Source organism: Bartonella queenslandensis (genome assembly GCF_018155095.1).
Classification (GTDB): domain Bacteria; phylum Pseudomonadota; class Alphaproteobacteria; order Rhizobiales; family Rhizobiaceae; genus Bartonella; species Bartonella queenslandensis_B.
Genome location: NZ_NAAI01000003.1, coordinates 38,259 through 51,427, shown reverse-complemented (window position 1 = coordinate 51,427; position 13,169 = coordinate 38,259). Strand labels below are relative to the sequence as shown.

Here is a 13,169-nt window from a genome sequence, read left to right as displayed (position 1 = left end):
AGAAGAGTTTCAGTGACCTCAAAACACTTTAAAGTGTTATGGGGTCATGTTGTTATGGGGTCATGTATTGAGCTCTTGAAGAAAAGGATTCCATTGACGCTCATAGCCTAGATAACTTCCAGGACCATGCCCACAAATGAAACGAACGTCATCCCCTAAAGGTAAAACTTTTTTTCGAAGTGATCTCATCAATTTTTCATGCGAACAAAAAGGGAAATCTGTACGTCCAATAGAACCACGAAAGAGAACATCACCCAATAAAGCAAAACGTTCTTTTTCATTAAAATAAATAACATGACCAGGAGAATGCCCTGGTGTATGAAAAACCCTGAACACGTGTTCAGAAAAATGGACACTATCGCCATCTTCTAACCATTGATCAGGAATACAAACAGATGCGTCCATGATACCATAGCTTCTTGCACTTTCACAAACAGCATCCATCACAGGCTTATCATCACAATGTGAACCAATAATTTTAACGCTAAGAGCCTCTTTTGCTTGCATTGCAGCTCCCACATGATCAAAGTGACCATGGGTTATCCAAATTGCTTCAACGGTAATACCCTTCTTTTTAATGACCTCTTGAATTCGGCTCCAATCTCCACCAGGATCCACGAGAACCCCTCTTTTTTGTTCTTTATCAAAAAGCAGGGTGCAATTTTGCTGAAAAGGCGTGACGGGAATAATATGGATACTAAAATGACTCATGAAATCCTTTTTAAAAATAAATCTTTTTAAACTGACAAGAAACATTTCCTTCACTCTATAGGATAGCCTGCTCGACAGCTTTATGCAACTTATGTAAAGTTAAATCTTTTGAAAACGCCGTTTAAAGGTTTTGAAGAATGACCAATCACGTTCAAGTTTTGTGTGACGATGCGCTCCATCTTCTTGTGATTGATGATGTATTCGCAATCTTTTATTTCAATTTCTCATTAAAAATGGATTTCGTGTTTCAGTTTCAGCGAATGCCAATGAAGCAAGAAAACTGTTGGCAAATTTAGATTTTGATCTTCTTATTGTTGATGTCATGATGCCTGGTGAAAACGGTATCATCCTGACCTATTCCCTCTGCCAAACAAAAGATGTTCCTATCCTCATGCTGACAGCTTTATCCGAAACAGACAATCGTATCCGTGGATTAGAAGCAGGCGCAGATGATTATCTGGCTAAGCCATTTGACCCACGTGAACTCCTTCTTCGTATCAACGCCATTTTGCAACGAGATTTTTCTCTTAGCCAACCCAAAATTGAGCAAATCGTTTTTGGTCCTTACATATTTTCAATTTCACGGCGCGAACTCAAAAAAGGGGGAGAAACTATTAAATTAACCGATAAAGAACAAAAAATGATGGTCATTTTTGTCGAAAATGCAGATGATATTATTCCGCGTCATCAATTTGCAATAGATGACAACTCCATCAGTGAGCGTGCCATTGATGTACAAATCAACCGCCTTCGCCGTAAAATCGAAAAAAATCCGGCACTGCCTATATGGCTCCAAACCGTACGAGGAATAGGGTATAAACTCTCAATTGAATAGGCACAAGAATGATCAAACCTTTAAGATTTTTCTTTAGGTAGTTAACAAAAAAGATGCCTAAACGGCTTTATGCTCGCTCTTTGATCATTATTATTGCTCCCATGGTGCTTCTGCAAACGGTCATTGCCTACGTCTTTATGGAACGTCATTGCAAATGGTAACTGAGCGTCTCTCAAAGACTGTCGTGCATGATATTTCAGCCATTATCGATATTATTGAAACATATCCGCAACAAGATAACTATGAAGATATCAAACGTATTGCACAACAACGTATGGGATTAAACATTTCTATTCTCTCTCCTGCCCCTCCCTCTCCCCCCAGGACCTAAGCCATTTTTTGCAATTCTTGATTATTTTCTAAGTGAAGAAATCACTCGCCAAATCAATCGCCCTTCTGGATTAATACCGTAGGGGATTCTGATCTTGTTGAAATCCGTATCATCTTGGTCACAATATCTTGCGTGTCTTTGCCCCACGCAGCCAAGCCTATGCTTCCAATACCGCTATTTTTTTAAGCTGGATGGTAGGAACGGCTCTTGTTTTATTGCTGATAGCAATTTATTTCTTGCGCAGCCAAATAAAACCAATTCAACAACTCGCTAAAGCGGCTGAAAGTTTTGGACGAGGTCGCCCCTTACCAAAAGGATTTCAACCACAAGGAGCCGATGAAATCTGTCGTACAGGCATTGCTTTTTTACGCATGCGCGAACGTATTGAACGCCAAATAGAGCAACGCACTATGATGCTCTCAGGCGTAAGCCATGATTTAAGAACTATTCTTACACGTTTTAAACTTCAGCTAACGCTAGCAAATACTGACTTTGATATTAAACCGCTTGAGCAAGATGTCAATGATATGCAAAATATGTTAGAAGATTATCCTGCTTTTGCCCGTGGTGAAGGAAGCGAAAGTGTCAAGAATTTTGATCTAAATTCTCTTATGCAAAAATTCTCCGCCGATGCTCATCTTCACAAACGTCGATTTTTTTATACCATTGAAGGCGCTAAAGAGATAAAAATACGCCCTCGTGCTTTCGCCCGCTTGGTTAGCAATCTTGTATCCAATGCATTTTGTTACGGCACAACTATTATACTAACAGCCAACTCTCAACAAAAATCTTTTATATTGATTATCGAGGATGATGGTCCTGGAATTCATAAAAATATGCGTACAGAAGTTTTTAAACCTTTTTTCAGAATTGATAAAGCACAAAATCAAGATGCAAGCGGTACAGGACTTGGTCTTTCTATTGCCCAAGACGTAGCACGCAGCCATGGCGGCAACATACAATTAGATGAAAGCCCTCTCGGGGGATTACGCGCTATTCTTGATATCCCCCTATGAACAATCTTTCAGCAAAACATCTGTAAAAATAACAGACTTAATATTTTAGGCATTTCCTACAGTTTCAAACAAAGTGTATTGCAGTGCCTTGTAAGCGCTTTCTCCCGATAAAGCCACCATCTGAAAGGCAACATAATGACTTTCACAGGCTTTAAGTGCGTGTACCAACAATGTTTCAACCTGTATATGAGATGGATGCACTCCACCAGCTAAAAGAAGACCTTGCCGATAAATAACCGAATTATTCCCTTGCCAGTAATCAAAATGTCCCAACAACAACTTTTCATTAATCGCTAGCAATAAACGTTGTATTTCGGCTGTTCGAGCATTTTCAATAGAAAGATCAAATGAACAAGCCAAATGAAGTGCTTCCTGCTCTTCCATCCATGAAAAAGCAAGATGATAATTTGCCCGTTTTCCTTCCACACAAACACTAATTTCATCTTGTGCATTCCGCTCAAACGACCAATCATATTCACAGGCAATCTGCTCGATAAAGTCAACAGGATGCTCTCTTCTTTCTGTGGTGCAAAATGCAAGCCTCATCACAATCCTCAATCATCTTAAAACATTGTCAACAGAATATAAACCGCTTAAATTGTAACAATATTTTGTTACAATCAGAACCTTTACACCAAACAAATACACATTAAAAACATCGATACTACACCCCCCAGAACACTATCGCGCTCTTATAGGGCAACCTGATAATCATAAAACGAATCATCAAGTCTTTTCAGTGTATTGATACAATTTCATAGCGCTAGCCCCCCTGATTCAAAAAAATGTATTTTACCCCCAAAAAAAATTAAAGATAAATAAACATTCCGCTCTAACAGACTCAAGATTAAGCATTTTTTAGTTTCACGCATCATACTGAAAAATTGGGGATATTTTTTAAAAGTTTCTTTATTGTAGAGAAATTATTTTACTTTTTTTCTATCTGCTTTTTTTCTAAATTATCTTTTTCTAAATCATCAAGGCGCCTTTTCAAATCAGCATTATCAGCATGAACTTTCAGCACCATCTCCTTAAAAGTCTCAAATTCTTCGCGTGAAACAAGATCAAGTTTGTTGGCTATCTTTTCAGCCTGCACACGAAAAGCTGTTCCAGCTTCACGTCGTATACCTTGCGCAACGTCAGCGGCATCTGTTGCTAATTTTGCTAATCCATCAAGAATACGGTTTGATCCATTACGCATAACATTTTTCCTTAAATTTTAATTATTGACGCACGCATTATAGCGTATTCTCATAACATTTAGATACTGTAATTTGTTCCTTTTACCATTATAATTTTTTACCACAATAAACTAGTGGAAATCTATTCTCCTTTTTGACTTGTTTCCTTCCTGACTTGACCGTTGTGCCTTCATCTGTCATTCCTGTTCATGAGAGTCACTTCATATCCATCCCATATAATGTAAAGTGCTTAATTCATGAACAATCTTGTCTGTCCAGCTATTGCTTTTCCGTCTTTTCTTGATCCTGTCATTATCCAGCTAGGCCCCATAACACTTCATTGGTATGGACTTGGTTACGTCGTGGGTATTCTTTTTGCTTGGTGGTATGCGCAAAAATTATTAAAAAAACCATCTCTATGGCATAAAAACCACCCTCCTATGACTAAAGAGAAAATCGGAGATTTTGTGGTCTGGTCTGCGATCAGTGTTGTTGTCGGAGGGCGTTTAGGACAAGTCCTTGTATGGGATCCTCTTTATTACTTTAGTCATCCAAGTTCTATCATTGCCGTATGGGATGGAGGAATGTCCTTTCATGGCGGTCTCATTGGCATTATCATTGCAATGATTTTGTTCGCTCGTAAAAATAACATCAACATACGAGCCATGTTTGATATCATTGCATCCGGTGCACCTATCGGTATCGGAATTGTACGAATCTGCAATTTCATCAATCAAGAATTATGGGGTAACATTACCACACAACCTTGGGCTGTTTGTTTTCCCCTAGATCCTTACTATTTACCGCGCCATCCAAGCCAACTTTACGAAGCATTCATGGAAGGATTTATTCTCTTCATGATTCTTTTCATTGTTATTTTTTCCTTCAAAGCATTCAAACGCCGCGGAACTGTGTCAGGAATATTTATTATAGGTTATGCGATCGCACGCAGTATCTCAGAAATTTACCGTGCTCCTCAAGAAGATCCAGAATGGTTTTCTACTCTTTTCCATTCTACAGGCTTTACCTATGGCATGGCTTTATCGCTTCCCATGCTTCTTTTAGGATTTTATCTCCTCCTTCAAGCATTTAAAGACAAATCTACCGAAAATGGCATCCCTCAAAGAAAAAATTAAAGAAATTATCGCATCTCATGGTCCCATTACTGTCAGTGAATATATGACATTGGCGCTCACAGATCCTCAGTTTGGCTATTATCAAACACAAACACCTTTTGGGCGCACTGGTGATTTCATTACAGCGCCTGAAATAAGCCAATTATTTGGAGAAATGATTGGTATTTGGACTCTTGCGAGCTGGAAAGCTCAAGGCTGTCCTCATCCTTTTATTCTCGCTGAGATAGGTCCAGGACGTGGAACTTTGATGGATGACATTTTGCGAACCATCCAAAAGCTTTCTACAACAGCATTTAATGCTGCTGAAATTTTTCTGATTGAAATAAGTAAAAAACTCGCAAAAGAACAAAAAAAGCGCCTTTTCTCTTATCAAAAAAAAATCCATAGCGTTGAAAGTTTTAATCAAATTCCTTCAAAACCTCTCTTTCTCGTTGGCAATGAATTCCTTGATACACTCCCCATAAACCAATATATTAAAGTTAATGGAGAATGGAAAGAACGCTGTATTACAGTCAATCAAGATGGAGATTTCATCTTTATTGCCTCATCGCATAAACTTCCTTCTTCTTGTCTACAAACCTATTGTTCTGAAGTCCCTGACGGAACAATTTTTGAACATGCCCCCTTGCGTCATCAATTTATGCAACAAATCAGCCACCATTTAGTACAAGTAACAGGTTCTGCTTTGCTTATCGATTATGGAGCTCGTGATCTTGCCTTTGGTGATACCTTGCAAGCACTTTCAAAACATAGATTTCGTGATGTCTTTGATGCTCCCGGTGAACATGATTTAACATCCCATGTTGATTTTTCTTTTTTAAAAAATATAGCTCTTGAACAGGGCTGTTTTGCTGAAATCTTCGAGCAAGGAGAATTTCTTTTTAAAATGGGACTACTGGAGCGTGCAAAACAACTTGGTGTGGGTAAAAGCATTTCCTTGCAAGACAAAATCCGCCAAGATATCGAACGGCTCTCTGGACCAAATCAAATGGGAAAACTATTTAAAGTTCTCCATTTCAGTGATAAAAATATATCCATACCTCCCCAATTTTGATGATCGGTAATTTTGTCAATAAGCACATCATTATCTGAAATATTCATTGACAAGTATAAACATCTCTCCCACTTTACATCATCACCATAAGGAATTTTTATGAATCCTATCCCTCATCCCATCCTCGCAAAAAATCTTTCTCCTTTACACACCCAAGGGATAAAACATGGATTTTTCACACGTCAAGCTGGTGTTTCAAAAAAAATTTATCATAACCTTAATGTCGAAAAAAGATTAAATGATCAAACTGAATATAGTGCACAAAACTATCTTTTGATCGCTGATTATTTTTCTATTGAAGTGAAAAATTTAGTCACGGTCAATCAAATACACTCCTGTAACGTTGTCCTAGCCCATCAAGCAATTATCGGTACTCCTCCTAAAGCTGATGCTCTTGTTACAACCACACCCCGTCTTGTTATTGGAGTTCTTACAGCAGATTGTGGCCCAATACTGCTTGCTGATCCACAAGCTGGAGTCATCGCCGCAACGCATGCTGGCTGGCGCGGAAGCTTAAATGGAATTATCGAGAAAACAATTGCTGTTATGGAAGAACAGGGAGCCAAAAGACAATCAATAATAGCAGCCCTTGGACCTTGTATTGGCCCACACCACTACGAAGTAACAAGTGAATTCTATAACCAATTTATTGAGTGTCAGAGCAAGTTTCAAAAATATTTTTTAAAAACAGAAAAAGACAATCACTTTCATTTTAATCTATGGGCATTTATTATTAATCAACTCAAAGAAGCCGGTGTTAATGCTTCTTGTGTAGAGCTTTGTACCTATCAAGATGAACAGCATTTCTTTTCTTATCGACGTGCAATACATCGCAACGAACCTGATTCTGGTCGGCAAATTTCTGCTATTATGTTGAAATAAATATTTTTTCACAAAAAGATCAAAACCGCCAACAAAAGAATGTCAATAAAATAAGTAAGCTTTTTTCTAATATGTCTTTTTCATAAAAATTCTTATTGGCTTCACAAAACACGAAAACTGTACCTATGAGAAATAAAACGAACTCTTCTTTTCAACGTTTGCTTATAATAACCTTTAACACGTAATGATTTAAATATAAAATATCATTAAAACTGTTTTCTAAATCAAGCAATTGAAGAAAAAGCTAAATTTTATCATTAAAAATATCTTTATTGCTTTCACTCTATCTACAAACAATGACATATCAATTTTAAAAAATATCTAGAAATACCCCAAAAATAAAAGACATGACATGCATCATAATTAGAAAAAGTAATATATAAAAACTCATAAATATAAAAAATAGTTCTCAATTATGAAATAAAATTCATTATGTTATAGACAATCTCATTTTTAAAATAAAAAGAGCATACCTATTTAGATGGAATTTTGTAACAAAGCTCTTTAAGCGATCTTATTTATCAATGATCACAACAGATAAAATAAATAAGTCTTTCTCTATCATAGCACCCCGTACAAATAGACCGCATACTTTGTTTTGTCTTAACAATTTCAATAATTAACTCCAAAAAGAACAAAAATTTTGGAAAAAGAGAAAACACACCGCATAGCTCTTTAACAATAATCGATAAAATTGTAAGGCTTTTGTAATTGTTTTCTTGCAATTTCATAAAAAGAAATTAAAAACCGTGTCGCATTCCTACCATGATTATTCAGAGGTTCTACTATGAAACTTTTCTGCGGAAATTCTAATCCACGCCTAGCTCAAGATGTCACGAATTACTTGAACATACCCTTAGGCAAGGCAACTGTAAAGCGCTTTGCTGATCAAGAAATTTTCGTAGAATTACATGAAAATGTACGGGGACAAGATGTTTTTGTTTTGCAATCTACATCTTATCCCGCAAATGATCATTTGATGGAATTGCTCATCATGATTGATGCCCTCCGTCGTTCTTCTGCGCGTCGTATTACAGCAGTAATACCTTATTTTGGCTACGCCCGCCAAGATAGAAAACCTGGGCCACGGACTCCTATTTCTGCAAAACTTGTTGCAAACCTGATTACTGAAGCAGGTGCACATCGCGTTTTAACGTTGGACCTTCATGCCGGACAAATTCAAGGTTTCTTTGATATCCCTACAGATAATCTTTATGCTGTTCCTGTCATTTCTCGCGATGTCAAAGTGCATTATTCTCTTGAAAATGTTATTGTTGTTTCACCTGATGTGGGCGGTGTGGTTCGCGCTCGCTCGCTGGCTAAGCGCTTGAACAGTTTGCTGGCTATTGTAGATAAACGTCGCGAACGTCCTGGTGAATCAGAAGTTATGAATATTATTGGTGATGTCTCTGGGAAAGACTGTCTTTTGCTGGATGATATTGTTGATTCCGGTGGAACTTTATGTAATGCCGCCAGTGCTCTCCTGAAACACGGCGCCAATAGTGTCACAGCTTACATTACACACGGTGTTCTTTCTGGAAATGCGATCGAACGCATTACCAATTCGGAAATGAAAGAATTGGTTATTACAGATTCAATTATGCCAACAGAAGCTATTGAGAAAGCTCATAATATTCGTGTTTTACCCATTGCTGATCTCATTGGAGAAGCAATCGCCAGAACAGCAGCAGAACAATCTGTCTCAAGCTTATTTGGTTAAAGGGGTTCTTTGGGATCTCCTGGTGCCGTTTCGACCCCAAGATCAGGAAATGCAACAATGCGTTGACCACTAAAATGCGTATGAATAATAATGAGTCCGCGCTCTTCAAAGTAAGTTAAAAGTCGACGAGCACGGCTTAGAGAATGAGTCCCATAAAGACGAGCTAAAAATGCATCGGATGGACATGGCTTTCCGCTCAATGCGGCTTGTGCCACATTCAAGAAAACTCCTTGAACATCATCTTCCAAACTTTCTGATATCTGCAAAATATGTTTCCAGTGCTCACTAATAGCTGTTTGTTCATCGACAAAAGCTTGAGCAATCGCCAATTTACGCCGAAATTGTGAAAGATTAAAAGGAACCTGTGACATACCATGGATACGGCAACGAACCGAAAAATCTTGATAAAGAACCGCTGTTGAACGATAAAAAGCCTCATGGTCCTCAAGAATTTCCCGAATAATATATTCTGCTTGACGATCAAGCTCAACATCAGAAAGTTCAGGAAATAAACTTAGGGGTTCTTCCAACGCCTCTTTTCTTTTATGCACGACTTCCTCTAACATTTCGTGCATCGATTTTTCTCTCACGGGCTCTCGTATTTGTTTAAATGGTGTTAAAATTTCCTCTGGTGAGGCCGTAAAAACGAGTTCTTGTAAATCATCCCGCTCTGTTGGAAGTGGCATTAATTTAGGGCTAGAAGAGCGTGCTAAAGTTTCAACAGAACCAATGATAATTGGTAAGGGGCGTCGTGATAAAGCAGGGCCTAAAGCAATAAAATGTCCCCGCTCAAGATCTCTAAACATTTCCGCTTGACGACGCTCCATTCCCAAAAGATCAGCTGCACGCACCATATCAATATCTAAAAAAGTCCGCCCTATTAAAAAGTTTGAAGCTTCAGCAGCAACATTTTTAGCAAGCTTAGCCAAACGTTGTGTCGCAATAACTCCAGCAAGACCACGTTTACGTCCTCGACACATAAGATTGGTCATAGCGCTCAGAGAAAATTTACGTGCTTCATCAGAAACTTCTCCTGCCGCAGTTGGCGCAAATAATTGTGCTTCATCGACAACAATAAGCATAGGATACCAATAATCACGCTCCACATCAAACAATGCCCCAAGGAAAGCTCCCACAGCACGCATCTGTTGTTCGGTATCCAACCCTTCAAGATTAAATACCACTGAAACTCGATGTTGCCGAATGCGATGGGCAATACGCGTCAACTCTAATTCGCTCCGTTGAGCCTCTACAATAACATGACCAAATTTATCAGCCAAAGTTACAAAATCACCTTCTGGGTCAATCACACAGTGCTGCACCCACTTAGCACTTTGCTCTAAAAGACGGCGTAAAAGATGTGATTTCCCCGAGCCGGAATTACCTTGTACAAGAAGACGTGTCGCCAATAATTCTTCCAAATCAAGAAGTGCCGGCATCGATTTATGCAAGGCACGACTCTCTGACATCTCACCCAAGGCAATTTCAACCTTCATAACATCTCCAGTGTTTGATTTTAAATAGCGCCTATTGGTTGATTCTCCATCCGCACCGCAATTTGTAACATTTCCTCCTTTTTAACGGTAGAAATCATCGATTTTTCCCACAACTCTTGCATCTATGAATAGTTTGAATTATAGAACAAGCTTCTACGTAGACACCCTTGGAGGCAACGTAGAATGGAGCAATCGCTGCTTATTAGCGCATATCTTCATGTCCATGCAAAAACTGTTATCGTTTTTGAAGGATCTCCAAATTATGTAAACAAGGACTTAAATTATGAGCAAAAGCTATACTCTTAAGGCCGAAAAACGCGAGCGGGTTGGTAAGGGGTCCTCCCGTGAACTTCGCCGCAACGGTCTTATTCCTGCTGTCATTTATGGTGAAAAACAACCTCCTTTGGCAATAACAGTTCCCTATAAAGAAATTTTCTACAAAATCCATGCTGGTGGCTTTCGTACCACCATTGCAACGATTATTCTCGATAAGCAAAAAATTATGGTCTTGCCAAAAGATTATCAATTAGATCCTGTGCGCGACTTTCCCTTGCATGTCGATTTCTTACGCATTTCAGCAAAATCTGTTGTAGAAGTGAATATTCCTGTTCACTTCATCAATGAAGATACAGCACCTGGACTTAAAAAGGGTGGTGTCCTCAATATTGTTCGCCACGAAATTGAATGTACGGCTCCAGCAAATGCTATTCCTGAAGCCATTGAAATTGATCTCTCCAGCTACTCTATTGGTGATTCTATTCACATTTCAGCTGTGCAACTGCCAAAAGATGTGACACCCATCATCCAAGATCGAGACTTTACCATTGCAACCATTGCAGCTCCTGCTAGCTTGGATACCAATGATGAAACTTCTGAACAAGAAAAAGATGAAAACGAGGCGTAAACTTCATAAAACTCAACAGGCGGGAATTTTTCCCGCCTTAATTTATGAAATACCCTCCCCACACTTTGGCTGAAGGTACACATGTGGCTTATTGCTGGTCTTGGCAATCCTGGTTCACAATATCAAAATAACCGCCATAATATCGGTTTTATGGCTGTTGATGCTATTTATCAGTCCTTTTCTTTTTCTCCATGGTCGAAGAAGTTTCAAGCAGAAATCTCCAATGGTTTCATCAATAATGAGAAAATTTTTCTTATAAAACCGCAAACTTTCATGAATCTCTCTGGTCAAGCTATTGGTGAAGCTTTGCGTTTTTATAAATTAGATTTAAAGAATTTGATCATCATTTATGATGAGTTAGACCTGTCACCGGGAAAAATTCGTATAAAAATCGGAGGAGGGAATAACGGACATAATGGTATTAAGTCTATCGATGCTCATTGTGGCACTGACTATTGTCGTATACGTATAGGTATTGGTCACCCTGGAAGCAAAGAACTTGTTCATCAGCATGTGCTAGGAAATTTTACCAAATCTGATCAAGAATGGTTACCCCCTCTTTTAAAGGCAATTGCAAAAAATATTGCTCTCCTCATAAAAGATGACAAATCTCTCTTTATGAATGAAGTTTCACAAACGATAAAAAACAAGAACTTATCCTAATCACTTATTTCTCTCATTGACAAAAAATCAGCTCTTCTCTATAGAATCTTTATATCTAACATATTGATTTATAAAATTATTTTTTATAAACTAAATAGGAACGCCAGATATCATCAGATTCATTTCAAATCTATTGATAATGAAACAATCAAAACCATTGGCTGACACCTCACAAGTTGGAGAGGTATACGGACTAAAACTCTTGAAAAAAGAAAGAAAAATGCCTCTTATAAATCTTCTCAAAGGCAAAGCCTGTTGAAAAACATGAAAAGCTGGCAAATAGAATAATGATATTTGTACATATCTGTTGAAACAGAGAGGTCTATATTCTCTTGTTGGAGAAAGAGAAGATTGAACAGCAAACCGAAATACTCAAATGGCCCTCGCCAATCTTCTCTCTAGAATTAAAAATCATCTGGCTGAATGGTTGATTGTAGCGGATCGTAGCCATTAGATTGTTGACTGTAAACTGTAGGCATACTTCTATTGTTTTGTAACACTACGACACGCGAACCAACAGGAACACGATCATAAAGATCAATGATATCTTGATTGAGCAAACGGATACACCCGCTTGACATAGCATGCCCAATTGACCATGATTCATGTGAACCATGAATACGGAAAAGTGTATCTTTCCCATTTTTGAAAAGATAAAGCGCGCGCGCACCCAATGGATTATCAGGTCCAGGAGGCATTCCTTTCCCCAAATGACCATAACGTTCTGGTTCTCGAGTCATCATTGCTGCAGTAGGAGCCCAATTTGGCCACCGGCGCTTGCGCTGTATAACCCCCTCACCTTCAAATGCTAGACCTTCTTTACCGACCCCAATCCCATAACGCAAAGCTTTTCCATTTTCACCAATAAGGTAAAGAAAACGTTCTTGCGTATCGATCACCAATGTTCCAGGGGGATAAGATGTATAATAAATAACTTCTTGTCGCCAATATTTTGGATCAATTGTCGTAAGATCAACGGCAGGTAACAAATAAGTCTCATTCGTTACAGGACCATACAAAGCCTGTATTTCTGGTGGAATGTATCGAGCTTGTTGAAGAGAAGCCGATGACATATCTGACTGATGTATAGCACATCCAGCCAAAGCTAAAAGTGCTGCAATTAAAAAGGCATGACGAGATAACACTCTTCTATTTTCTCCGAGTTAATTATTTATGTAGATTTGCGTACCATGAAAAACTTAGCACACTATTAACATTAACTCGAAGTTTTCTCATTATT

General features: G+C 38.4%; 11 protein-coding genes and 2 pseudogenes. 8 read left to right on the top strand and 5 right to left on the bottom strand.

Annotation, left to right across the window (positions count from 1 at the left end; translation table 11 throughout):
• Positions 1 to 60: 60 nt before the first annotated feature.
• A complete protein-coding gene (locus B5V81_RS02815) occupies positions 61 to 711 on the bottom strand; it encodes an MBL fold metallo-hydrolase (RefSeq protein ID WP_212112000.1) in 651 nt (216 codons plus the stop codon).
• Positions 712 to 848: 137 nt separating this feature from the next.
• Between B5V81_RS02815 and B5V81_RS02810 the strand changes: the two are divergent.
• A pseudogene (locus tag B5V81_RS02810) lies at positions 849 to 1,546 on the top strand (response regulator).
• A 53-nt stretch (positions 1,547 to 1,599) separates the two neighbouring features.
• Positions 1,600 to 2,893, top strand: a pseudogene (locus B5V81_RS02805) (ATP-binding protein).
• Positions 2,894 to 2,938: 45 nt separating this feature from the next.
• Here the strand turns inward: B5V81_RS02805 and B5V81_RS02800 are convergent.
• Positions 2,939 to 3,439 (bottom strand): type III secretion system chaperone family protein, encoded by a 501-nt coding sequence (locus B5V81_RS02800; protein ID WP_212111999.1) that lies wholly within the window; start codon positions 3,437 to 3,439, stop codon positions 2,939 to 2,941.
• A 382-nt stretch (positions 3,440 to 3,821) separates the two neighbouring features.
• Complete coding sequence (locus B5V81_RS02795; protein WP_212111998.1) at positions 3,822 to 4,094, bottom strand: accessory factor UbiK family protein; 273 nt, start codon at positions 4,092 to 4,094, stop codon at positions 3,822 to 3,824.
• A 237-nt stretch (positions 4,095 to 4,331) separates the two neighbouring features.
• On the opposite strand from B5V81_RS02795, the gene lgt reads away from it, so the two are divergent.
• The 4 genes from lgt (at position 4,332) to B5V81_RS02775 (ending at position 8,866) form a co-directional block, all read left to right on the top strand.
• Positions 4,332 to 5,210 carry a prolipoprotein diacylglyceryl transferase gene (gene lgt, locus B5V81_RS02790; protein WP_212111997.1) on the top strand — a complete coding sequence of 293 codons (879 nt, stop codon included), beginning with the start codon at positions 4,332 to 4,334 and terminating at the stop codon, positions 5,208 to 5,210.
• Positions 5,185 to 6,264, top strand: a complete 1,080-nt coding sequence (locus B5V81_RS02785) for a class I SAM-dependent methyltransferase (protein WP_212111996.1) — start codon at positions 5,185 to 5,187, stop codon at positions 6,262 to 6,264. Before lgt ends, B5V81_RS02785 begins: the two co-directional genes overlap by 26 nt.
• 99 nt (positions 6,265 to 6,363) lie before the next feature.
• Positions 6,364 to 7,146, top strand: coding sequence for a peptidoglycan editing factor PgeF (gene pgeF / locus B5V81_RS02780; protein WP_212111995.1), 783 nt, complete (start codon positions 6,364 to 6,366; stop codon positions 7,144 to 7,146).
• A gap of 787 nt (positions 7,147 to 7,933) precedes the next feature.
• Positions 7,934 to 8,866, top strand: coding sequence for a ribose-phosphate pyrophosphokinase (locus B5V81_RS02775; protein ID WP_212111991.1), 933 nt, complete (start codon positions 7,934 to 7,936; stop codon positions 8,864 to 8,866).
• On the opposite strand, the gene B5V81_RS02770 is transcribed toward B5V81_RS02775, so the two are convergent.
• Entirely contained in the window at positions 8,863 to 10,362 is a 1,500-nt protein-coding gene (locus tag B5V81_RS02770) for an ATP-binding protein (protein ID WP_212111990.1), read from the bottom strand. The two genes, B5V81_RS02775 and B5V81_RS02770, sit on opposite strands and share 4 nt — an antisense overlap.
• A 283-nt stretch (positions 10,363 to 10,645) precedes the next feature.
• Here B5V81_RS02770 and B5V81_RS02765 point away from each other — a divergent pair, with 283 nt between their 5' ends.
• Together B5V81_RS02765 and pth are read left to right on the top strand one after the other, a co-directional pair.
• Entirely contained in the window at positions 10,646 to 11,266 is a 621-nt protein-coding gene (locus tag B5V81_RS02765; RefSeq protein WP_212111986.1) for a 50S ribosomal protein L25/general stress protein Ctc, read from the top strand.
• 81 nt (positions 11,267 to 11,347) lie between these two features.
• Entirely contained in the window at positions 11,348 to 11,929 is a 582-nt protein-coding gene (gene pth, locus B5V81_RS02760; protein WP_212111985.1) for an aminoacyl-tRNA hydrolase, read from the top strand.
• A gap of 404 nt (positions 11,930 to 12,333) precedes the next feature.
• On the opposite strand, the gene B5V81_RS02755 is transcribed toward pth, so the two are convergent.
• Entirely contained in the window at positions 12,334 to 13,074 is a 741-nt protein-coding gene (locus B5V81_RS02755) for a L,D-transpeptidase (protein ID WP_212111983.1), read from the bottom strand.
• Positions 13,075 to 13,169 lie beyond the last annotated feature (95 nt).